The organism is Micrococcales bacterium (assembly GCA_009784895.1).
Lineage (GTDB): Bacteria > Actinomycetota > Actinomycetes > Actinomycetales > WQXJ01 > WQXJ01.
In genome coordinates this window covers 19,975-42,362 of record WQXJ01000017.1, presented here as the reverse complement: position 1 = coordinate 42,362, position 22,388 = coordinate 19,975, and the positions used below count along the sequence as shown (strand labels likewise).

General features: G+C 62.8%; 18 protein-coding genes, 1 tRNA gene and 1 other RNA gene. 7 read left to right on the top strand and 13 right to left on the bottom strand.

Annotated elements, in window-relative coordinates:
• Positions 1–545 precede the first annotated feature (545 nt).
• A tRNA-Gly gene (locus tag FWD29_04725) sits at positions 546–616 on the bottom strand.
• 105 nt (positions 617–721) lie between these two features.
• Positions 722–1,663: a polysaccharide deacetylase family protein gene (locus FWD29_04720; protein MCL2803238.1), complete on the bottom strand. Its 942-nt coding sequence runs from the start codon at positions 1,661–1,663 to the stop codon at positions 722–724.
• Positions 1,664–2,142: 479 nt separating this feature from the next.
• Between FWD29_04720 and cysK the strand changes: the two genes are divergently transcribed.
• Both cysK and cysE read left to right on the top strand, forming a co-directional pair.
• Complete coding sequence (gene cysK / locus FWD29_04715) at positions 2,143–3,084, top strand: cysteine synthase A (GenBank protein ID MCL2803237.1); 942 nt, start codon at positions 2,143–2,145, stop codon at positions 3,082–3,084.
• Positions 3,085–3,086: 2 nt separating this feature from the next.
• Positions 3,087–3,710 carry a serine O-acetyltransferase gene (cysE, locus tag FWD29_04710; GenBank protein MCL2803236.1) on the top strand — a complete coding sequence of 208 codons (624 nt, stop codon included), beginning with the start codon at positions 3,087–3,089 and terminating at the stop codon, positions 3,708–3,710.
• Between the two features lie 223 nt (positions 3,711–3,933).
• Here the strand turns inward: cysE and FWD29_04705 are convergent, their stop codons facing one another.
• Entirely contained in the window at positions 3,934–5,946 is a 2,013-nt protein-coding gene (locus FWD29_04705; GenBank protein MCL2803235.1) for a peptidase M13, read from the bottom strand.
• Positions 5,947–6,149: 203 nt separating this feature from the next.
• Here FWD29_04705 and FWD29_04700 point away from each other — a divergent pair, with 203 nt between their 5' ends.
• Both FWD29_04700 and FWD29_04695 read left to right on the top strand, forming a co-directional pair.
• The gene (locus FWD29_04700) at positions 6,150–6,605 is read left to right on the top strand and encodes a ribose-5-phosphate isomerase (protein ID MCL2803234.1); all 456 of its coding nucleotides are present in this window, start codon (positions 6,150–6,152) and stop codon (positions 6,603–6,605) included.
• 85 nt (positions 6,606–6,690) lie between these two features.
• The gene (locus FWD29_04695) at positions 6,691–7,449 is read left to right on the top strand and encodes an ROK family protein (protein ID MCL2803233.1); all 759 of its coding nucleotides are present in this window, start codon (positions 6,691–6,693) and stop codon (positions 7,447–7,449) included.
• Positions 7,450–7,513: 64 nt separating this feature from the next.
• Here FWD29_04695 and rnpB read toward each other — a convergent pair.
• The 8 genes from rnpB to mutM form a co-directional block, all read right to left on the bottom strand.
• Positions 7,514–7,890, bottom strand: an RNA gene (rnpB, locus tag FWD29_04690) — RNase P RNA component class A.
• Positions 7,891–7,933: 43 nt separating this feature from the next.
• Positions 7,934–9,229: a bifunctional RNase H/acid phosphatase gene (locus tag FWD29_04685; protein ID MCL2803232.1), complete on the bottom strand. Its 1,296-nt coding sequence runs from the start codon at positions 9,227–9,229 to the stop codon at positions 7,934–7,936.
• Positions 9,226–9,966, bottom strand: a complete 741-nt coding sequence (locus FWD29_04680) for a C4-type zinc ribbon domain-containing protein (GenBank protein ID MCL2803231.1) — start codon at positions 9,964–9,966, stop codon at positions 9,226–9,228. Before FWD29_04680 ends, FWD29_04685 begins: the two co-directional genes overlap by 4 nt.
• Positions 9,963–10,814, bottom strand: a complete 852-nt coding sequence (locus FWD29_04675; protein ID MCL2803230.1) for a Nif3-like dinuclear metal center hexameric protein — start codon at positions 10,812–10,814, stop codon at positions 9,963–9,965. The genes FWD29_04680 and FWD29_04675 overlap by 4 nt, the downstream gene beginning before the upstream one ends.
• Positions 10,815–10,924: 110 nt before the next feature.
• A complete protein-coding gene (locus tag FWD29_04670) occupies positions 10,925–11,743 on the bottom strand; it encodes an ATP-binding cassette domain-containing protein (GenBank protein ID MCL2803229.1) in 819 nt (272 codons plus the stop codon).
• Positions 11,743–12,702 carry an ABC transporter permease gene (locus tag FWD29_04665; GenBank protein ID MCL2803228.1) on the bottom strand — a complete coding sequence of 320 codons (960 nt, stop codon included), beginning with the start codon at positions 12,700–12,702 and terminating at the stop codon, positions 11,743–11,745. Before FWD29_04665 ends, FWD29_04670 begins: the two co-directional genes overlap by 1 nt.
• Positions 12,703–12,878: 176 nt before the next feature.
• Positions 12,879–13,889 carry an ABC transporter substrate-binding protein gene (locus tag FWD29_04660; GenBank protein ID MCL2803227.1) on the bottom strand — a complete coding sequence of 337 codons (1,011 nt, stop codon included), beginning with the start codon at positions 13,887–13,889 and terminating at the stop codon, positions 12,879–12,881.
• A gap of 172 nt (positions 13,890–14,061) precedes the next feature.
• Entirely contained in the window at positions 14,062–15,039 is a 978-nt protein-coding gene (mutM, locus tag FWD29_04655) for a bifunctional DNA-formamidopyrimidine glycosylase/DNA-(apurinic or apyrimidinic site) lyase (protein MCL2803226.1), read from the bottom strand.
• Between the two features lie 186 nt (positions 15,040–15,225).
• Here mutM and FWD29_04650 point away from each other — a divergent pair, with 186 nt between their 5' ends.
• Positions 15,226–16,026 carry a peptidylprolyl isomerase gene (locus FWD29_04650; protein MCL2803225.1) on the top strand — a complete coding sequence of 267 codons (801 nt, stop codon included), beginning with the start codon at positions 15,226–15,228 and terminating at the stop codon, positions 16,024–16,026.
• Positions 16,023–18,131 carry a DUF349 domain-containing protein gene (locus FWD29_04645; GenBank protein MCL2803224.1) on the top strand — a complete coding sequence of 703 codons (2,109 nt, stop codon included), beginning with the start codon at positions 16,023–16,025 and terminating at the stop codon, positions 18,129–18,131. Before FWD29_04650 ends, FWD29_04645 begins: the two co-directional genes overlap by 4 nt.
• 147 nt (positions 18,132–18,278) lie before the next feature.
• Here FWD29_04645 and FWD29_04640 read toward each other — a convergent pair whose 3' ends face one another.
• Entirely contained in the window at positions 18,279–20,573 is a 2,295-nt protein-coding gene (locus FWD29_04640; protein MCL2803223.1) for a bifunctional (p)ppGpp synthetase/guanosine-3',5'-bis(diphosphate) 3'-pyrophosphohydrolase, read from the bottom strand.
• Between the two features lie 168 nt (positions 20,574–20,741).
• Here FWD29_04640 and FWD29_04635 point away from each other — a divergent pair, with 168 nt between their 5' ends.
• The gene (locus FWD29_04635) at positions 20,742–21,659 is read left to right on the top strand and encodes a hypothetical protein (GenBank protein ID MCL2803222.1); all 918 of its coding nucleotides are present in this window, start codon (positions 20,742–20,744) and stop codon (positions 21,657–21,659) included.
• Between the two features lie 128 nt (positions 21,660–21,787).
• On the opposite strand, the gene FWD29_04630 is transcribed toward FWD29_04635, so the two are convergent.
• A complete protein-coding gene (locus FWD29_04630) occupies positions 21,788–22,318 on the bottom strand; it encodes an adenine phosphoribosyltransferase (protein MCL2803221.1) in 531 nt (176 codons plus the stop codon).
• Between the last annotated feature and the right edge of the window lie 70 nt (positions 22,319–22,388).

Sequence of the window (22,388 nt, the reverse complement as noted above, 5' to 3'; positions counted from 1 at the left end):
ACATCCCGAAGGTTAGTGAACCTTGGCCGTCCGAGTTTACTCGAGACGGACAAGGTGAGCGATCTGAGGGGATGTAGTCATACATCCCGAAGGTTAGTGAACCTTGGCCGTCCGAGTTTACTCGAGTCAGCCATCGACATGAACATTTCGGTGACACTGACCGATCGACATGAACGCCTCGATGATGGTCCCGAATCGACTTGACCAATCCAATCAAGGTGGATTGGGCCCACCTGGGGAAACGTAAAGGGCCAATCATCGGGCCGTTCAGGTCGATCTGGCCCAATCACTCAGCCGTTCAGGTCGATCTGGTCCAGTCACTCGGCTGTTCAGGTCGATCTGGTCCAGTCACTCAGCTGTTCAGGTCGATCTGGTCCAGTCACTCGGCTGTTCAGGTCGATCTGGTCCAGTCACTCGGCCGTTCAGGTCGATCTGGCCCAACCCACCGTGACGCAGCCGGACCCGGAGCCGGGCGCCAGGCTGGCCAATGTTGGAGGACGCAAAGTCAACAATGACCCGAAATTCGCACTGAGCGGGCGACAGCGAGCGGGCGACGGGAATCGAACCCGCGTAGCTAGCTTGGAAGGCTAGGACTCTACCATTGAGCTACGCCCGCGTGCCCGGCCAAACACGGGCTAGGTAATCCTATATGCCGCAACTGAGAGGCGGCACAACACAGCCCAAAAGGCAACGGGCCGGTTGTTGGTTCATTAGCAGGCCACTAGCCTGCGGCCGCAGGAACCTCGCCAGTATCAGGAGGAAGTCGACTGCCCGCTATGACCGGAACAGTCGCCTGGCCCGGCGTCACCTCAGGCACGGTCGGTGCCGGGCCACCATAGACCCGCTCCCCAGCTGGCGCCTGGCCGCCAAACAGCTCCGGCACTGTCACCAGAACAAAGCCATTGGCGCGCAGCCAGTCAATGGCCAAGGGGACGGCGGTAAGTTCAGCCTCGACCGTCTCGTGCATCAAGATGATCGACCCGGGTTTGGTGTCCAAGCGAACGCGCTCCATGATCTGAACAGCGTCCTTGGTCGACCAATCCATGGTGTCAACATTCCACAGTACAAAGCTCCATTGCGGGCAAGCCGCCACGATCGCGCCGTTGATGGCACCGTAGGGCGGCCGCAACAAGACGGGCGCTGGCAGCCCGATAGCCTCAATCGCTTGCCCTCCGGTGGCCGCGTTTTCGCAGGCCCCAGCCGGACCTTGTTCAGTCATCTGAACGTGCCTGGCGGCATGACTGCCAATGGCGTGGCCATCGGCAGCCGCCCGGTTGACCATCTCGGCGTGGGTTATTGTCGGTGGCCCCAGGTAGAAGAACGTGGCCCTGGCGTTTTTCTCCGCCAGCAGGTCCAGCAAGGCGTCACCGTATTCACCTGGACCATCATCGAAGGTCAGGGCCACACAGTTGACCTTGTCGCAGTCCACAGCGGGCTCCTCGGCCAGCGCAAAAGCCTCAGGCTGGAGCCGAACGGTGGGCGCTGCTGGGTCGGCCGGAGCCGGCATCTGCCCTGGGAAACCCGCGGTCAATACGCCACTGGCGCCGCTCAATTCGTCGCCACCGGTTGGCGACAGCACTGCCCAGGCGGCCGTGCCACCGCCAAGGGCCACCACCGCCACGATTAGCGGCACACGCCAGAAACCCCAGTATCGCTTAGCCATCGCCTGGGATCCCTCCTTGTATTCCGGACCACATGGACACTTCAAGCGGTTGACATAACCACACCAACCGGTAGAGCAGGTACCAGCCTAGAGGTATTGGGGCCGGTACGCCGGCAAATGGTGATAGGAATCCCTATTAGGCGCCCATTTGGCCGCCTTGGGTAAGCCCGGTGGCGGCGCTTGAACTCTTTTCTAGGGCCGCCGATGGCGATACTCACCGGTGGTTTGCGCCTTGACCCGGGCTTTGCGTAGGCTTCTGGCTGTCGCTCCGGCCGCCTTGGGCCGGGATCACTGGTCGGGAGGAGAGCCGCTATGCGTAGCCAGCCGCTCGATCTCCTGCAACTGACCGGCTGTTGTTGACCCAGGCCCACCCAGCGCCAGGAAGCCGGTGACGTGGCGCGCACCGGAGCGAGACAGTTTGCCCTGGCCCAAGCCCAGCGCCTCCCAACTAGCTAAGCTCTCAGGTCAGGAGTGTATTCATGGCAAGAATCTACAGCGACGCGGCCGCCCTTGTTGGCCGCACACCGCTAGTCCGCATAAACCGGTTGGCCAAGGCCGCTGCCCCAGGCACGCAGGTGCTGGCCAAACTCGAGTATTACAACCCGGCCAATTCGGTCAAAGACCGAGTTGGAGTGGCCATTGTCAAAGCGGCTGAAAGGGCCGGAGCGCTGCGGCCAGGAGGCACCATTGTCGAAGGCACCAGCGGCAATACCGGCATTGCCTTGGCCTTTGTTGGCGCCGTCCGCGGCTACCGGGTCATCTTGACCATGCCGGAGTCAATGTCAATTGAGCGCCGCGCCATGTTTAGGGCCTTTGGTGCCGAACTGGTTTTGACCCCCGCAGCGGAAGGCATGTCCGGCGCGGTTGAAGCCGCCGAGCGAATCGCCGCCAGCACCCCGGGCGCCATCTTGGCCGACCAGTTTTCCAACCAGGCCAATCCAGAAATCCACCGCCTGACCACGGCGGCAGAGATTTGGGATGACACCGACGGTGCGGTTGACGTTTTCGTGGCCGGTGTTGGCACCGGCGGCACCATCACCGGTGTGGGCCAGGTTCTCAAACAGCACAAACCCGGTCTCAAAGTGGTCGGTGTGGAACCGGCCGAGTCCCCAACTTTGAAAGGCGGCCAGGCCGGCCCGCACAAAATCCAGGGCATTGGCGCCAACTTTGTGCCAGAAGTGCTGGATACCAGCGTTTATGACGAAGTCATCGACGTGCCAGGCGACACCGCCATCGCAATGGCCCGGGCAGCCGCGCGCAAAGAAGGCCTGATGGTGGGGATCAGCTCTGGCGCCGCCCTGGCCGCCGCGCTCGATCTTGCCGCCCGGCCCGAGTCAGCCGGTCAGACCATCGTGGTGATGATCCCGGACCTGGGCGAACGGTATCTTTCAACTGTCCTGTACAACGACCTGATGGAATAGCCATGACCAGTGCACAATCGACCCGACCGGCCCTGAGCGAACAGCTCAGCTCCCTGCGCCACTTCCACAGGATCATCCGGGAAGACCTGGCGACCGCCCAACGCTTGGACCCGGCCGCCCGGACCAAGATCGAGGTTCTGTTGGGTTATCCAGGGGTCCACGCCCTTTGGGCCCACCGGCTGACCCATTGGATGTGGCAACGCCCGCAGCTCAAACTCCCGGCCCGGCTCATCAGCCAGCTAATCAGGGCACTGACAGGAGTCGAAATCCACCCGGGCGCCACCCTGGGCCGCCGGTTGTTCATTGACCACGGTATGGGCGTGGTAATCGGCGAAACCACCGAGGTGGGTGACGATGTGTTGTTGTTCCATGGCGTCACCTTGGGTGGCCGCTCTATGGTCAAGGGCAAGCGGCATCCCACTTTGGGTAACCATGTCACTGTTGGGGCCGGCGCCAAGGTGCTAGGACCTTTGAACATCGGGGACGGCGTTCGAATTGGCGCCAACTCGGTGGTGGTTAAAGATGTCGCGCCTGGCGATGTCGTAGTTGGCGTACCTGGAAAGGTCCGCCGCGTCCGCCAAGGCGTTGCCCCGGGCATACTCGAAGACCCAGCACTCTGGATCTGACCCGTGTTGACGTGGGCAGCGTGAAACGCTGACCAAAGGAAACGCGGCAAACAAGCCCTGTTGTCGCTCCTGGGAAGTGTTGCCAGACACTTTCCAGGAGCCTGTCGCCAGACAGGCTCCGCCCGTGTTGACGTGGTCAGCGCGAAGCGCGGACCAAAGGAAACGCGGCCAACAAGCCCTGTCCTGGTTTGGGGCGAGCCGCCAGGCGCGCCCCAAACCCCGGTCACCAGATCGAGACCCGGTCCTTGGGCGCAAGATACATCCCGTCTCCTGGACCCACCTCGAAGGCCTGGTAGAAGAGGTCCAAGTTGCGCGAGGCACCGTTGCAGCGGAAGCGATCTGGCGAATGCGGATCGGTCGATAGGCGCAGCTCGGTCAGCTCCGGCCGGATCTTGGCCCGCCAGCAACCAGCCCAGCCGAAGAAAAAGCGCTTGGCCGCATCCAGGCCGTCGATACTCGGTGGGGCGGCCCCGTCAAGTGCCAGGAGATAAGCCTTCCAGGCAATGTCCAGTCCACCGAGGTCCCCGATATTCTCACCGATCGTCAACGCACCGTTGACATGCATTGGGCCGGCCGGCAGTTCCACCACAAAGGCGTTGTACTGCTCGATCAGCGCCTTGGTGCGCTGGTCGAAGGCGACCCTGTCATCTTCGGTCCACCAATCAACCAGGGCCCCGGAACCGTCATATTTCGAACCCTGGTCATCGAAACCGTGGCCAATTTCGTGTCCAATGACCGCTCCTATGCCGCCGTAGTTGGCGGCGTCATCGGCCTCCATATTGAAGAAGGGCGGCTGCAATATCGCGGCCGGGAAGACAATCTCGTTCATCCCAGGGTTGTAGTAGGCGTTGACCGTTTGCGGCGTCATGAACCATTCGTCGCGGTCGACCGGCCGGCCAATTTTGCCCAGTTCGCGGTCGGTCTCAAAAGCCGAGGCCGCCCTGACGTTGCCAACCAGATCGGCCGGATCCAAGGTCAAGGCTGAATAATCACGCCATTTGTCCGGATAGCCAATCTTGGGCGTGAAGGCGTCAAGTTTGGCCAGAGCCTTGGCCTTGGTTTCCAGGCCCATCCAGTCCAGTGAACTGATGGACTGGCGATAGGCCTCGACCAGGTTGGCAACCAGTTGACTCATCCGAGCCTTATTGGCCGCAGGGAAGTGGCGGGCGGTGTAGATCTGGCCCACGGCCTCGCCCAAGATGCCTTCAACTAGGGACACGCCCCGCTTCCAACGTTCTCTAATGACCTCGCTGCCTTCAAGGACCTTGCCATTGAAGTCGAAGTTGGCCTGAACCAACGCCTCGGTCAGCAACGGTGCCCGGGCCGAGATCACCCGAGCGGCAGCCCACAATTGCCAATCAGCCAAATCGACCTGGCGCCAGGCTTGGCTCAGGGCTTCGAAGAAGGATGGCTCGGCCACCACCAAGTCGTTCCAGGTTGAACGGCTGCCACCCAGAGCCGCCGTCCAGCCCTGCCACGGGAAGCCTGGCGCCAACTCCTCCAGGTCAGCTAGGCGCATCGGGTTGTGGGTGGCCGAGGCATCCCGGTTTTTGACCACGTCCCAGTGGGCCGCTGCCAAGCGTTCTTCCAAGGCGTAGATCCTGGCTGAGGCCTCCTCATGGCCAACCGTCGCGAGCAGGCCAAGTTGCCGGCCGGCATCGGACAAACCGGTCTGGACCAGCCCAAACAAACGGGCCAAATGCTGGCGGTAGGCCTGGCAGACCGGCTCGTACTGGGTGTCGCGGTAGTAGGCCTCATCCGGCAGTCCCAAGCCAGACTGGGCCAAGTTGATGACATAGCGGTTCGGGTTGTCCGGATCGGTATCGACCCAAGTGGCGATGGCTTCGCCCACGCCGCCCCGCCCCAATTGGCCCATCACCTGGGCCAAGGCATCGACATTTGGGGCCGCCTCGACCGCTTGGAGGTCTGGCAATAGCGGGGCCAGGCCCGCAGACTCGATCCGCTCGGTGTCCATGAAGGCGGTGTAGATCGCGGCCACCAGTTGGGCGGTGTGGGGATCGGCGCCGTCTGGCAGTTCGCCGGCTGCCAGCTCCTCGACGATCCGCCGCACGTCAAGCTCGGATTGGTCGCGCAGCTCGCGGAAGATGCCATCCCAGCCGCGGTCCGGCGGGATGTCAAAGCTGTCCAACCACTGGCCGTTGATGTGTTCAAACAAGTCGTCTTGCGGGCGGACCGAGGCTTTGACATAGCTCAGGTCGATTCCAGAAACTGACATGAGCCAACCCTACGCCGATGAGCGGCATCGCCTTGGCCGCCTGCCGTTCAGCCTCCGATGCCGGCCCTCGCCGTTGACTTTGCGGCGCGTTTGGGTGGGGTTGGTTAGCAATGGCCCAATGGGCTTTGGCGTCAAGGCACCGATCAGGCGCCACCCGGCCAACAGCCGTCCAGCCGGTGCCTTTGCCTGGCACAATGGCTGCCATGCGGATTCATGTGGCCAGCGATCACGCCGGTTTCGAATTGGCCCAGGCGGTCAAGGACCATCTCAAGGCCGCCGGGCACGAACCGGTTGACCACGGCGCCTTCGCCTTTGACCCAGCCGATGACTACCCGCCATTCTGCATCGAGGCAGCCAGGGCGGTGGTGGCCGAGCCCGGTTCTTTGGGCGTGGTCATTGGCGGCTCCGGCAACGGCGAGCAAATCGCGGCCAACAAGGTCGCCGGCATCAGGGCGGCCTTGGTCTGGTCGGAGCGCACCGCCCGCCTGGCCCGCCAACACAATGACGCCAACGTCATGGGCCTTGGGGCGCGTGAACACACCATTGATGAGGCTTTGGCGCTGGTCGACGCCTTTGTAGCGGAACCGTTCAGCGGCGAGGCCCGTCACGGCCATCGCATCGACCTGATCACCCAGTTCGAGGCCGGCCGCGACGGCTAGCTGACCCGGTCACATCACGTGTGGCGGGCCTAGCCTGATATGGAATGATTCGGTTTGGACTCAGTTGGCACCAAAGGGAGCAAGTGTGAGCAGCGTTGACGGTGTGGCCTTTGGCATTGACATTGGCGGCAGTGGCATCAAAGGCGCACCGGTCGACTTGACGACCGGCGCCCTGGCGGACGCCCGCTACAAGATCCTGACCCCCAAACCGTCCACGCCGCAGGCCGTTGTGGCGGTGATTGGGGAGTTGTTCGACCATTTCGATTTGCCCGCCGATATCCCCATTGGCCTGGCCTTTCCGGCTCCGATTTTTGGCGGCATAATCCCCTCGGTGGCCAATTTGGATCAGTCCTGGGTCGGGGCTGACCTGGGCCAGCTCGTCAAGAAAAGCACCGGGCGCCAGGTCACCGTGGTCAACGACGCCGACGCAGCCGGTTTCGCCGAAGTCAAATACGGTGCTGCCAAAGACCACCCCGGCACGGTGGCCGTGATGACTTTAGGCACCGGCATAGGCACCGCCTTGGTGGTCGGTGGGAGGCTGTGGCCCAACTCCGAGCTGGGCCACATCATTATCAAAGGTCGCGATGCTGAGACTTGGGCGGCTTCTTCAGCCAAGGACCGCGACAATCTGGACTACGCGCGTTGGGCCAAACGCCTCCAGCGATACTTCCGCGAGATTGACCGGCTGTTGCACCCTGATCTGTTTGTGGTGGGCGGTGGTGTTTCGCGCCACCACGCCAAGTTCCTGCCGCTATTGGAGCTGAGGGTGCCAATTATTCCGGCACAGTTACGCAACGCCGCTGGCATTGCCGGTGCGGCGGCTTTGGCCGCCGGGGCCTTCTAGCCGCCCCTGGCTGGCTGGTCTACTTCACCAGACCGTACCTTGGGCGCACAGCCAGCCGGTTGGGCGGATGAGCCGGCCTGTAAGCCGGGTTCTGTCGTGGACGGCCATCCATCTAGGACCGGTGTTGCCACCGGCCTCATGCGGCCTACCCGGAAGCTTGGGCGAGCAGCCCTAGGGCGCTTCCTGTCTGGCCTTGCTCCAGGTGGGGTTTACCTAGCCACCCACGTCGCCGTGGGTGCTGGTGGTCTCTTACACCACCGTTTCACCCTTACCGCTGGCCGGGTCTAGCGCCCGGCTGGCGGCGGTCTGTTTTCTGTGGCACTGTCCCGCGGGTCACCCCGGGTGGGCGTTACCCACCACCTTGCTCTTGGGAGCCCGGACTTTCCTCGACCGCCGGTAGGTTCGCGCCTAGCCCGCGGCCGCGGCCGTCCGGCCGACTCATCCGCGCAGCCAAGCCTACCTGCCGCCAGCCACGGTCACGTCTTCAGTTGGCCGCCACGGTCCGGTTGGTGCAAACAACCTCGCTGAGGCCACCTGGCCACAAACGCAGCACCGTGATCGAGGCTGGCGCCACTCTGAAGGCAAACCAGGCCGCCGGCGGCGCGCCCAGCGCCGCGCCCAGCGCCGCCCGGATCGCCATGCCATGCGTCACCAATAGGACGCTTTGACCAGGATGATTAGCCACCAGTTGGTTGAGTGCCTGCCAGATCCGGCGGCCCACCTGGGCCCTGGATTCACCACCCGGCGGTGCGTATTCGGGATCCTGGTACCACTGGTCCAGGCCATTAGGCCAGCGCTGATTGGTTTGGACTTTGGTGAGCGAATCCCATTGGCCAAAGTCTTCTTCAATCCAGGTTCGATCCTGTTTGGCCTCAAGCCCAATGGCCGGGGCCACCAGTTGCGCCGTCTCGACTGTCCGCGCCGTGGGCGAGGTGAAAGCCACCGTTGGCCTGGGCACAAACACCCAGGGCACCGCCAGCATCCGTTTGAGTTCTTCGGCCGCGGCCGCCGCCTGGGCCCGGCCTTCTTGGGACAAGCTGGCTCCCGGGATAGCTGCCCCGGCAAAGGCGTCCGAAGCTGTCACCTCAGTCATGCCATGACGTACCAGAATCACCGTAGTTGGTTCACCCGGTGTGCCCAACCGCCTCTGGGTGCCCGATGTAGTCATTTGGGCTAGACGCACCCCGCTTGCCAAATCCCCAACGTCGGCTGAAAAGTCGCCCATTACGACAGTCGGCTCAAAAGGGGCGCTTTCCGGTTGCCTTAGTTCAGGCAGGGGCAAAGCGTCTGCCTGATGCGATTCGAATAGCGAATTGCCGTCTGTGGCCTGGGTCGGCTCAACTAACCCGGCGCCGGTGACATGGGACAAACCCGACTCCCTGTCCATCGCCTCGTTGGCCAGCGCGTCTGCTCTGGTGTTGTCCTCCCGCGGCACCCAGCGGAAACTGGCCTCGGCTTCCCCCAGCGCCGCCTTGGCCTCTTTTGCCAACACCTTCAATTCCGGTGACTTCAGCTTCCATTGCCCCGACATCTGGTTGACCAGCAGCTTCGAGTCCAGCCGGATGTCGAGGCGGGCCGTGGCGTCGATTTGCCGGGCCGCCTCGATGCCGGCAATCAGTCCGCGGTATTCGGCCACATTGTTGGTGGCGTGTCCTATGAAGCCGGCCTCTTCACACAGCACAGCGCCAGTTTTCCCGTCGCGGACCAAGGCGCCAAACCCAGCTGGCCCAGGATTGCCGCGCGACCCGCCATCGGCCTCGATAATTAGCTCGCGGCTCACTGGCCGCTGTCCTCGCCCCTGACCAGAATTCGACCGCACTCCTCACAACGCACCACATCGTCCTCGGCCGCGGCGCGGATCTCCGCCAGATGTGCCGGGGTCACCTCGAGCCGGCAGCCGTCGCAGCGTCGCTGGATCAGGGCGGCCGCGCCAACTCCGTTTTGACGTTCACGCAGCCGTTCATACAAGGCCATCAGGTCCTCACCCAGGCCGAGAGCGGCCTGGTCCCGGGCAGTGCGCTGTTCGGCCTGTTCGGCCTCGATTTGGGCTGATTCGGCCGCTACCACCTCTATCAGCTCTGCCACCTTGGCCTGGTTTTGCGCCAGGGCCTGTTCAAGCTGGCCCAAGGCAATGCCGGCCTCTTCCAGCCGTTCCATGACCTCAAGCTGGGCCTCTTCCAGCACGTCACGGCGCCGTTCTAGGGCTTCGACCTCTGCCACTAGGGCCTGAATCTCGCGTGAGGTGCCGCCGCCGGATTCGAGTCGATCAGTGTCTCGCCGGCGGCGCTGTTCAACTTTGGTGACCTCGTCTTCTACGGCGGTCAGCTCGCGCTGAATGTCGCTGACCCGGACCTTGGCCCCGGCCACGGCCTCGGCCGCCTCGACTACCGCCACCTGGCTCGATGCCAGCTCAGCTTTGGCCGGCATGGTCTGGAGTTTGTGGTCCAATTGCCGCAGGGCGGTGTCGTGGCCTTGCACCACTAACAATCGCCCCTGCAAGGCCGCGGCTGCCTTCACAGCTGATCGCCTCCAATTCGCATGGTCCACGGGTCAGCCACCTCGGGATTGACCCAGGTTTCCACCCTAGCGCCCTGGCCGGACAACTGGGTGGCTAAGGCTCGCCCGGCCGCCTCCAACCAGGCCCACTCACTGGCGGCGTGGGACACGTCAACCAGATAGGGCTTGCCGCCACCGGCGAATTCGGCTGCCTGGCGTGCCTCCAGCGCCGGGTGGTGCCTTAGATCAGCCGTGATGTAGGCCTCCGCGCCTGACTCGCGCACCTGGTCAAACAGCGAATCACCGGCGCCGCCAACCACCGCCACCAGGCTCACTTGGTCATCCGGCGGCCCGGCCAGCCGCACCCCGTGATGCGTTGCGGGCAGCGCCTGGGCCAGCATCTGCCCTAGTTGCTGCAGGCTCACCTTGGCGGGCAGGCGGCCAATTCGCCCGATGCCGGCCCTGGCTTCAGCTTCATCTGGCACCAAGGGCGCGACCTCAGTTAAGCCAATCAGCTCCGCAAAAGCGTCTGCCACTCCGCCGATGGCCGCATCGGCATTGGTATGCGCCGTGTACAGGGCGCAGCCGGCCTGGATCAGGCGATGCACAATGGCGCCCTTAAAACTGACTGCCGCCACCGAGCTGACCGGCCGGAGCAACAGCGGGTGGTGCACTACTAGCAGATCAGCGCCCCATTCGATGGCTTGTGTCGTCGCCCGCAGAGTCGGGTCAACCGCGAGGGCGATCTTGGTCACCGGGGCCTTGGGGTCGCCGCAAACCAGCCCAACCCGGTCCCAGCTTTCCGCCAACCGGGGCGGAAAGAGTTCTTCGAGCACGCTAACGGCTTGGGCCACAGTTGGCTGATTCACATTTGGCTCCTAGCTGGCGGTAAATCGGTCAAAGGCCACCGGGGTGCCTGGCTCCGACCCGTCCAGACTACCTGCTCTGCAAAAGCTCGACCTCGCGGTGTAACGGCTGGTTAGGACAGCAGAGTCCGGTCAGCCATTTGGCCTTTGACCGCGACGAAACGCTCCATTAGGTCAGCCACCGTAGTGCGCTTCTTCTGAGAAGCGTCCAGCTGCAGGATGATTTCGCCTTCATGCATCATCAGCAGCCGGTTACCCACGCGCAAAGCTTGGGCCATATTGTGGGTCACCATCAGAGCGGTTAGCTTGGCCTCGGCCACCACTTTGATGGTCAGCTGGGTGACCAATTCAGCCCGCTGGGGGTCAAGGGCAGCGGTGTGCTCATCCAGCAAGAGGATTGACGGATGGGTGAAGGAAGCCATCAGCAGCGACAGCGCCTGGCGCTGTCCGCCGGACAGCATACCCACCCTGGTGCGCAAGCGGTTTTCTAGACCAAGGCCCAAAACCTCCAGCTCCTGGCTGAAGCGGGCCCGCCGTTTGGCCGTGACCCCACGCCCCAGTCGCCGCGGGTGGCCCCGGGTCAGCGCAATGGCCATATTCTGTTCGATCGTTAGGTGCGGTGATGTGCCGGCCGCCGGATCCTGGAAAACTCGGCTGATCAAAGCCGCCCGGCGGTGCTCAGGCTGCTTGGAGACATCGCGGCCGTCAATCGTGACGGTTCCACCTAGAGCGCCGGGCCGGCTCAACCCGGGCGGGTCGCACCTCAGGGTGCCGGAAATGACGTTGAGCAGTGTCGACTTGCCAGCCCCATTCGAACCGATGATGGTGACGAAATCACCTTCATCTAGATGCAAGCTGATGTCCCGCAAAGCCCGGCGCTCGTTGGCCGTCCCGGGGAAGAACGTTTTTGACACCCCACGCAAGTCCAACATCAGGCACCGACCTCCTGCGTGGGACGGGAGCCGGCATCGGACTGGGCACGCTTGGCCCGCTGCCGGTGCGGCGACAGTTTGGCAAACGATGATCTCAAAGCCTTGTTCTGGGAGAAAATCAGGGCGAGAACCACCAGAACGGCACTAATCACCTTCATGTCCTGGGCCCTGAAACCCGGCAGTAGCAGGGCCCAGTAGATGACCAGGCGGTAGAGCACGGAGCCAACCACCACACCCAAGGTGGCCCAGACCACCCGGCGGCTGGGGAAAACGGCGCTGCCAATAATGACACTGGCCAGGCCTACCAGAATCATGCCTACACCCATTTGGGCGTCAGCCGAACCGTTGAACTGGGCATACAACCCGCCGCCCAAGCCGACTAAGCCATTTGACACCATCAATGTGATGATTTTGGTGGCGTTGGTTGACACACCCTGAGCCGAGGCCATCGTCGCGTTGTCACCTGTGGCCTGGACTGTCAGGCCAAAGTCGGTGGCCAAATACCAGTCGACAAAGAACTTCAAAACCAGGGCCACCACTGCGGTGACAGCGACCAGCTGCCAAGAGTCCCAGAGCTGGTTGTTTTTGAAGTAGCTGAACAGGGTGGTGACGCGCTCGCCCTCACGCAGGTTTAGCTGGATGTTGGGACTGCCCATGATGCGCAGGTTGATTGAATACAACCCAATCATGACCAGGATCGAGGCCAGCAGCGGATCGATTTTCAGGCCGGTGTGCAACAGGCCAGTTAGCAGGCCGGCCAAGGCCCCGGCTACCACCCCCATGCCCGTGGCTAGCAATGGCGGCAGGTCGAGGACGTAAATCGCCATAGCCGCAGTAGCCGCACCGCAGGTGAACGAGCCATCAACCGTCAGGTCGGCAAAAGCCAGGACCTTGTAGGTCAAGAAGACGCCGAGCGCCACCAGGCCAAAGATCAGGCCCTGGGCCACCACGTTAAGCACGGCTGGCTTCCTTCCGGCGGTTAGCTAGGTTGACTTGAAACGGACATAGCGCCGCCGGCCTGATCCGGCCTGGCACCGCGCGGGGCCAGGACCGGTCATGACCGGCGGGACGCATATTACTAGTCTTTTGAGCGGTGGACCCGGCCCGGGCCTTCCCGGGCGCTATTGAAAGGGCCCTATTGCTTGGTCTCCACCACGGTGGCGGCATCGGCAATGGCAGGTGGAATCACCAGGCCTTGCGCCTCGGCGGAGGTCGGGTTGATGACAATCTCGGTGTCGACAACCTGCAGCGGGGCCAGCGTGCCCACGTCAACGCCTTCGACCAGAATCTGGTAGGCCATTTCACCGGTGCGCAGGCCCATTTCGTAATAGTCGATGCCGCGGGCGACGGCGCCGCCCTTTTCAGCCGAGGCTTTGTCCGCCACAAACAGCGGCACCTGGTTGGCGATGGCAAAGTCGACCACTGTTACCAGAGCGTCAACCACGGTGTTATCGGTGCCAACGTAGATGACATCGACACCCTTGAGGGTCTGAACGGCGGTGCCCAATTCCGAGGCGTTGGTGATGCCGGCCTCTTTGACCGTCATACCCAGTTCCTCGGCCTCGGCCTGCAGGTCCTTCAACTGGACCACTGAGTTCTGCTCACCGAGGGAGTAGACAAAGCCGATGGTCTTAGTGTCCGGCAGAACCTCTTGGACCAAATGGGCTGGCTTGCCTTCGGGGTTGAGGTCGGATGTGCCAGAGACGTTGGTGCCGCTGGGCTCCCAACTGGGCACCAGGCCCGCCCCTACCGGGTCGGTCACGGCCGCGAACAGGATCGGGGTGTCGGGAATCTGGTTGACCATGGCCTGGGCCGAGGGAGTCGCAATCGCCAGGATCAAATCCAGGTCACTACCAGCGAATTTGCTGGCAATAGTGGTGGTGTTGGCGATTTCGGCTTGGGCGTCATCTGGGGTGACATCGACTTTGACGCCCTTCGCCTCGAGGGCGGCTTTGAAGCCTTCCTCAACGGCGTCAAGCGACGGGTGAGCGACAAATTTGGTGATGCCAATTTTGTAGGTTTTGCCGTCATCGGCGCCCTTAGCGCCGTCTTTTGAGTCATCAGAGCCGGAACCGCAGGCGGCCAAGGCCAAGCCAGCGGTTAGGGCGATTGCCACTGCGGATAGGGAGCGGGAAGTCTTATTCACGTCATTACCTCGCTTGTTAAGAAGCCGGTTTGCCGAGTCTGGTTCAGACTCGCTGGCCCATATTAGGGGAAATCTCGCCTAATGGAACGGGTTGTCCAAGATGTGACCGGCGAGCCTGGGTTCAGCCGGCGGGCGTTGGCCGGGCGGCGACTTGGAGAGCCAGCCGACGCCGCTACTTGGGCAGTCGTTGGCAGCGCGGACAAAAGTGGGTACCGCGACCGGCCACCCTGGTCTTGGCCAAGGTGGCGCCACAGCGTTCACAGGGCTGGCCATCCTTGCGGAAAACCTTGGCGAAGGCCAGGTAGGAGCCGCGCCGGCCCTGGGCATCGACGTAGTTACGGTCGGTTGACCCACCTAGCTCCAGCGACTGCTGCATCGAGGCGATAGCGCCTTCCAGCAGCGCCTTTAGCTTGCGGTCGGAGAGGCGTTGGACCGGGGTGGCTGGGTGAACCCTGGCGATCCAGCAGGCCTCGTCGGCATAGATATTGCCGATGCCGGCCACCACCTCTTGGTTTAGCAGCACGGCTTTGACGGTGGTGGACTTGTGGCGCCTGGCGCGGCTGGCAAATTCCGGCCATGGCTCACCCTCAAGTGGTTCTGGTCCCATCTTGGCGATCAGGTCCAGCGCTTCGACTTGGTTAGTTGGCATGAGGTGGAGCCAACCGAATTTCCGCTGGTCGTTGAAGTAGAGCTTGGTGCCGTCGTCAAAGGTGATGATCAATCTGGTCGATCTATCTGGCATTTGGCCAATCAGCGAGTCAGTCGGATGGCCCGCCCCCCATCTTTGGCCAGATTGGTCTGCTTGTTTTGGCCCAACTACCACCATTTGGCCGGTCATCTTGAGGTGGCCAACCAGGCTGACCTGGCCACTTAAGTCCAGAACCAGAACCTTGCCACGCCGCCGCGCGGCCAGAACCGTGGCCCCCACTAGGCCTCGTTCTGTTGTCAGTGGCGGCTCGATCCTGAAGGTCTTGGCTTCTAGCACCTCGAAGCCACCGATGCGGCGCCCCACCACCAGCTGGTCCAGGCCTCGGCGAACTGTTTCGACCTCGGGTAGTTCCGGCACACCAAGAACTCTAGTGTCCAGCTGACTAACCGTCTTTGACAGTGAGTCCCAGTGCCGGCCAGATTGTTTCTCGATTATTGTCACGCTGGCCAGGTCCCCCCGGAAAACCGACCTGCGGTTTTGTCTTGACGTACCTGGGAACTGTGACACCGTTTCGGATCCGACCTGGTGAACGTGCCACTCATTCGCACCGAAGCAAGCCGGGGTTTAGCCAATTGACCGCCAGCTACTAAACTTCCCTCCTAGTGTCCCAACACCCAGGAGAGTCCCGTGGCCAAGCGGAATGTACAGCGCGAGCGCGAACGACGGCGCGCCCTCGCCTACCAAGACAGAATCAGAGCCAAACAAGCCAAATCCAAGCGCAACCAGATTATTGCCGGCGTTGTGGCCGCTGCCCTCGGGATCGGTGGCGTTGCCGGGCTCGTGACCTGGGCTCAGAGTTGGGATCGTCCCACCTATGAGGCCGAGCCGACTGCCGCGCCGACGGACGATGCCCTGTCGACCGAAGACCCGTTCCCAACTCCCGAAGTCCTCGAACCAATGCAGCCGACCGACGGCCAAGTGCCCGATCCGGCAATCGCAGAAGACCGGACTTGGCAAGGCATCGCCGACACTGACTACGGCGCATTTTCGTTTGATCTTGACGGTGCGGCCGCCCCGCAGGCGGTGGCCAACTTCGTCACTTTGATCGAGTCCGGCTACTACACCGGCGTTGCCTGTCACCGGCTGACCACCAAAGGCATTTTTGTGCTCCAATGCGGTTCGCGCAGCGGCGATGGAACCGACGGACCTGGCTACGAATTTGGACCGCTCGAAAACGTGCCAGCTGACGGCGTCTACGGCCGGGCTGTTCTGGCCATGGCTCGAGGCCAAGCAGAAGACTCAATGGGGGCCCAGTTCTTCATTGTCTATGAGGATTCGAGTCTGCCGCCTCCCGGCTATACCGTCTTCGGAACAGTCACCGAAGGTATGGATGTAATCGATAACATTGTCCTGGCCGGCACTGAGGACCAGTCCACTGACGGGCGGCCCAACAGACCCATGATCATTCAGGGAATTGATGTCCAGTGAGCGAACAAGATCCAAAGGCCCCCACGGCCCAAGAACCGGGTGAGGCCTCAACAGTCCCCACCCCATCAGAACCAAAGCCAACCACCTCAAACCCCGAGTCCGAGGCACAGCAGCAACCCGAACCGGCAGTTGAACCAGAGCCAGCCACCTCTGAAGCCGAGTCCGAGCCTGAGCAGCAACCCGAACCGGAAGCCGCCCCAGAACCAGAGGCCGCAGCCGAACCGGCAGTCAAACCAGAGCCAGAGACTGCCACTGAACCAGAGGCCGTTGCCGAACCGGCAGTTGAACCAGAGCCAGCCACCTCTGAAGGCGAGTCCGAGCCTGAGCAGCAACCCGGACCGGTAACCGCCCCAGAACCAGAGGCCGCCTCAGAGCCTGAGCAGCCACCGGCTGCACCAGAACCAGAGGCCGCAGCCGAGCCGGCAGTTGAACCAGAGCCAGCCACCTCTAAAGGCGAGTCCGAGCCTGAGCAGCAACCCGAACCGGAAGCCGCCCCAAAACCAGAGGCCGTAGCCGAACCGGCAGTTGAACCAGAGCCGGCCACTTCTGAAGGCGAGTCCGAGCCTAAGCAGCAACCCGAACCGGAAGCCGCCCCAGAACCAGAGGCCGTAGCCGAACCGGCAGTTGAACCAGAGCCGGCCACTTCTGAAGGCGAGTCCGAGCCTAAGCAGCAACCCGAACCGGAAGCTGCCCCAGAGCCAGAGGCCAAAGCGGAGCCAGAGGCTGCACCAGCACCGCGGCCACCGGTGCCAACCCCGGCCGCAGTGGCCAAGGCTCGCCCCAGGCCGGGCCCGGCCGGAGGCCAGGCCGCCAGGCCACCGCAGCCGCAGGTCCATATCCACTCCGATGAGCAGATCGCCGAAGCTTCTAAATGGGGTCGGGTCGACCCCGACGGGACAGTCTTTGTCACTGAAGGTCAGGCTGAGCGGGCCGTAGGCCAGTTCCCAGGAGTGCCTACGGCCGAAGCACTGGCCCTCTACGCCCGCCGCTACCTCGACCTGCTAGCCCAGGTCGAGCTGTTCGACCAGCGGATGGACCAACTGACCCAGAAGGAAATCGACACCACGCTGGCCAGTTTGAAAACCAATTTGGCCGAACCCCCGGCCGTGGGCGACATGGCAGCGTTGCAGCAGGCCTACCGCGACGTCAAAGCCCACGCCGCCCAAGTGCGCCAGCGACTCGAAGCCGAGCGGCTGGCAGCCAAGGACAAGGCGCTGCAAGACCGCACCGCCATGGTGGAGCAGATCGAGCAGGTCGCCAACCAGGACGCCGAGCAGATCAACTGGAAACAAGCCTCCCAAATGTTGCGCGACACCTTCGAAAACTGGAAGCAGGCCCAGCGCACTGGACCGCGGATTGACCGTGGCGTAGAGGACGAACTGTGGAAACGCTTCGCCCACGCCCGGGCCACCTTTGACCGCAAGCGCCGGGCCTTTTTCGCCGAGCTAGACAAGCGTCAGGGCACAGCCAAGGCGGCCAAAGAAGCCCTGGTGGCCGAGGCTGAGAAGCTGGCCACTTCAGTCGAATGGGGCGAAACCTCGCGCGCGTTTAGAGACCTGATGGACCGCTGGCGGGCCGCCGGGCGCACCAACCGCAAACAGGATGACGCCCTGTGGACTCGGTTCAGGGCCGCCCAGGACCAGTTCTTCCAGGCCAGGGACGCCCACCACGCCGCCAACGACGCCGAGAGGGAAGGCAATCTTCAGGCCAAACTGGAGGTCATCGAAGAAGCCGAGAAACTGCTGCCGGTCGAGGACCTGGCCAAAGCCAAGGCCAAGCTGCGGGAACTCGAAGACAAGTGGGACGGCATCGGGCATGTGCCGCGAAAGGATATTGACCGAGTCGAAGGCCGGATGAAAGCCGTTGCCGACCAGGTCCGCGCGGCCGAGGAAGCCGCCTGGCGCAAGACCAACCCAGAGACCCAAGCCCGAGCCGATTCGATGACCCAGCAGCTCGAAGCCCTGATTGACGGCTTGAAGCGGAAACTGGTCAAAGTCGAGGCGACCGGCAACGAGGCGGCCATCGCGGCGCTGCAAGAGGACATCAAGCAGCGCGAGATTATGCTGGATCACCTGCGGCAATCCGCTGAGCGGGGTTGGGCCTAAAGGCTGCGGCCGCCTGGATGTCTTGCCGTTGGCCGATGCCGGCCCGGCGGCTGGTGGACTGCGGCGCGTTGCGCTTGGCGGAGCCCCAGGCGGTTGGCCAGCATATGCCCGGCTTTGGCGCCAAACAGAGCCGGTAGTGGGACAACCCTAGCTGTGGCGCTGGCCGGAGCCGGTGATGCGATAGGCGTCGAGCACGCCGTCGACCCGCTTCATCGAAGCTAGGACGGATTCAAGATGAGAGGGCTCGGCCATCTCGAAAACAAATCGGTTGATGGCGACGCGGTCCTTGGTCGTGGTGACTTGCGCCGAGAGAATGTTGACATCCGATTCTGACAGTGTGTTGGAGACATCCCCCAGTAGACGCTGGCGGTCAAGGGCTTCGACTTGCACCTGTACCAAATAGGCACCTTGGCGCTTGTCGCGCCAATCGACATCGACCATGCGTTCGGGTGTTTTTGACAAGGACAAGACGTTCTGGCAGTCCGCCCGGTGGACCGAAACCCCTGACCCGCGGGTGACAAAGCCAACAATCTGGTCGCCCGGAACAGGGGTGCAGCAGCGGGCCAGTTTGACCCAGAGGTCGTCCATACCGTGGACGGTGACTCCCGGATCAGAGGTCCGGTGCGCGGCGTGGCGCCTGCCCTCCTCCAGGCCAGGCCGGGTGACCTCGGCCAGGTCTTCTTCGTTTGAGGCCGTGCCACCGAGCGATGCTAGGAGTTTTTCGACCATCGAATGGGCCGAATACCGCCCTTCGCCCACGGCCGCGTACATCGCCGAAACGTCCGCAAAACGCAGCTCATGGGCCAAGGCCACCAGGGCTTCATGCGACATCAGGCGCTGGAGCGGCAGGTGCTGCCGTCGCATCTCTTTGGCGATGGCGTCCTTGCCTCGTTCAATCGCCTCTTCCCGGCGTTCCTTGGTGAACCATTGGCGGATCTTGTTCCGGGCCCTGGGCGAGCGGACAAAGGCCAGCCAGTCACGCGACGGGCTCCCGCTTTCGCCTTTGGAAGTGAAAATCTCGACCACGTCACCGGTGTGCAGCTCGGTGTCAAGCGACACCAGTTTCGAGTTGACTCGCGCGCCAACTGTGCGGTGGCCCACTTCGGTGTGCACCGAGTAGGCGAAATCGACCGGCGTGGCGCCGGACGGCAGGGCGATGACATCGCCCTTGGGCGTGAAAGCATAAACCTCAGAGCCACCTATTTCGAAACGCAGCGAGTCGAGGAATTCACCCGGGTCTTGGGTTTCGCGTTGCCAGTTAACGAGCTGGCGCAGCCACTCCATTTCGGTGGTGTCTTTGTTTTTGCCATCGCCCTCTTTGTATTTCCAGTGGGCGGCCACGCCGTATTCGGCCCGGCGGTGCATATCGTTAGTCCGGATCTGTATTTCAACAGGCTTGCCACCCGGCCCAATTACCGTAGTGTGCAGCGACTGGTACATATTGAACTTGGGCATGGCGATGTAGTCCTTGAACCGCCCTGGCACCGGATTCCAGCGCGCATGCACCGCACCCAGGGCGCCGTAACAGTCACGCACTGAGTCGACCAGGATGCGCACACCAATCAGGTCGTAGATGTCGGTGAAGTCACGCCCCCGCACAATCATTTTTTGGTAGATCGAGTAGTAGTGCTTGGGCCGGCCCATGACCGTGCCCTTGATTTTGAGCGCCTTCATATCTGCGGTGACTTGTTCGGAGACCACCCGGAGGTATTCGGCCCGGGCCGGCGCCCTGTCGGTTACGACCCTGACGATCTCTTCATAGACCTTGGGATAAAGCGTAAAGAAGGACAGGTCCTCGAGTTCCCACTTAATGGTGTTCATGCCCAGGCGGTGGGCCAGTGGGGCGTAGATTTCCAGTGTTTCGCGGGCTTTGCGCTCAGCCGAGGCGGCCGGGACGTACTTCCAGGTCCGGGCGTTGTGCAGACGGTCCGCCAGCTTGATCACCAGGACACGAATGTCGCGGGCGGTGGCAATGACCATCTTGCGGACAGTCTCGGCTTGGGCGGCCTCGCCGTAGTTGACCTTGTCTAGTTTGGTCACCCCGTCGACAAGGTTGGCGATCTCCCGGCCAAACTCTTCATCGAGCTGTTCGTAGGTGTAGGGGGTGTCTTCGACGGTGTCATGCAACAAGGCCGCGGCCAGGGTTGACGGTGTCATGCCCAAATCCGCCAGGATGGTGGCCACTGCCACCGGATGGGTGATGTACGGCTCGCCGTTTTTCCGGAACTGGCCTCGGTGGACCCGTTCGGCCACGGCGTAGGCCTTTTCGACTTCGTCAGTTTGGGCCTTGGGATGCGAAGCTTTCAGGCCGGCCAACACCGGCTCCAACGCGGCCGGCGGGGCCGGATGTGGGCGGAACCCGGGCAGCCAAGACAGTGGCCCAGTGTGGTGGACCTGCTCTGGCGGAGCCACCCGTCCAGTGTCGGTGCTGCCCTCACTCACATCGCCAGTCTAGTTTGTGGGCCCAGACGATTGGGAGCAGACTCCAAAGACTCCCCCGGCGCTGGCCGGCCGGGGCTCTGCCTTCAGCGCAATTACCCACCAGCCACCCCAATTGCACCCAACCAACGTCGATTTGGTGGAATCATTGGCGTGACGGAAGGATTCGGCATGCCTTGGACTCGCTCAATTCGCCCCACGCTGGCAATTGGGGTTGGCTTGGCTGTGGCCGCACTGGGCGGCGCTGGCGCCATTGGTGGCGCGGCAGCCTATGCCGCTGGCGGCCCGCCGGCTGCTGTAGGCGCGGCGCCGATGGTTGCTGCCTCAGGCACCTGCGAGGTTTTCGACAGCGCCAACGCTGATGTCTACCCAACCGACTGGATCACTTTCCTTGTTGACGGCGGTGTCGACGGCCAATCACCGGTCGAATGGATCTGTGACCCGCTGGCCAAGCCAGGCGAACAAATCCCACCGCCAACTTGGGCCGACCACGACTTTATGGGCTGGTTTGCCGACGAGGCCGGCACCATGATGGTCACCGACCAGGTCGCCGCCAGTCTCGATTCCCGCAGCCTTTTTGGGCGCTGGACCACTGTGGTGCACCATCCCCCAACTATCATTCATGACCTTGGCCTGACGGAGACCGCCGTTGTGCCCGGCGGCTCGCTAGTTCTGAACATCACCGGCGTGCCCAATGCCACCTACACCATTTTCATTGGCGACACCGAGGTTGGCACCGTCACCCTCAACGCCGACGGTTTCGCCACCTACACCTTGACTATCCCGGCAGATCTGCCGCAGGGCGATCACACTATCTCTTTGTCCGATGGCGCACAGATGGTGACGCAGTCGACCATCATTGTCGCGGGGATGGGCCGGGTGTTTCCGGGCCCCAAGACCAGTCCAGGCCCTGGCCCGGGCCCCTCGCCCAATAACCCAGGAGCCGGGACAGGCGCCGGCGGCCAGCAATTGCCAGTGACAGGCCCGCGCCCACTTACAGGCATCGCGGTGGGACTGGCCGGTCTGGTGCTTGGCTTAGGCATGGCCCTGGCCACACCCTTCCACGTGGCCCGGCACCGAGGGGCGTAGTCCAACAACCCCTTCGTGGCTGGCAGGCCAAGTCCGCCTCTGGGCTGGCCTTGGACAGAGTCATGCCAAAGCTCAGCCTCGCGGCTGGATGGGCAGTGGGTGTTGGTTGGTAGTGGGTGTTACGTTGGCTAAACAGTCAGCATGGTGTCAAGGCGATAGCCGACCAGCTGGGCTCGGCCGCCCAGAGCCGAGATCTCGATCAGGCAGCTTATGCCGAGCACCTTGGCCCCGGCCCGCTCAATTAGTTTGACCGCGGCCACCGCTGTGCCGCCGGTGGCTAGGACGTCGTCGACCACAACCACGCCAGTACCCGGTGGAATTGCGTCTTGTTGCATTTCCAAGGCTGCTTCGCCGTATTCGAGGGCGTAGGCCTGGCTGAGAGTGGCGCCGGGCAGTTTGCCCGGTTTGCGCAGTGGCACAAAACCCAAGCCGGCGTCAATGGCTCCGGGTGCGGCCAGTACAAAGCCACGGGCCTCGATTCCGACTACTAGCTCGGCACCGGAGGCCTTGATCCAGTCGCTTAAGTGGCCAATGGTGGCGGCGAAAGCAGCCGGAGAGGCCAGTAGCGGCGTGATGTCCTTGAAGACCACGCCGGCGTGCGGGAAATCGGGGATGTCGCGCACATTGTCGGCAATCAGCTGGCTAATTGGCACGGTCACTCTCAGGCCGCCTCTACCCAAAGCGGCGTTCTTCCGGAAGGGTAACGCGCCGTGACGCGGGCGCCAGGCC

Coding starts and splice junctions, on each gene's coding strand:
- FWD29_04670 (MCL2803229.1), bottom strand. CDS start 11,743: ATGTTGGACTTGCGTGGGGTGTCAAAAACGTTCTTCCCCGGGACGGCC.
- FWD29_04700 (MCL2803234.1), top strand. CDS start 6,150: ATGCGGATTCATGTGGCCAGCGATCACGCCGGTTTCGAATTGGCCCAG.
- FWD29_04635 (MCL2803222.1), top strand. CDS start 20,742: ATGCCTTGGACTCGCTCAATTCGCCCCACGCTGGCAATTGGGGTTGGC.
- FWD29_04720 (MCL2803238.1), bottom strand. CDS start 1,663: ATGGCTAAGCGATACTGGGGTTTCTGGCGTGTGCCGCTAATCGTGGCG.
- cysE (MCL2803236.1), top strand. CDS start 3,087: ATGACCAGTGCACAATCGACCCGACCGGCCCTGAGCGAACAGCTCAGC.
- FWD29_04705 (MCL2803235.1), bottom strand. CDS start 5,946: ATGTCAGTTTCTGGAATCGACCTGAGCTATGTCAAAGCCTCGGTCCGC.
- cysK (MCL2803237.1), top strand. CDS start 2,143: ATGGCAAGAATCTACAGCGACGCGGCCGCCCTTGTTGGCCGCACACCG.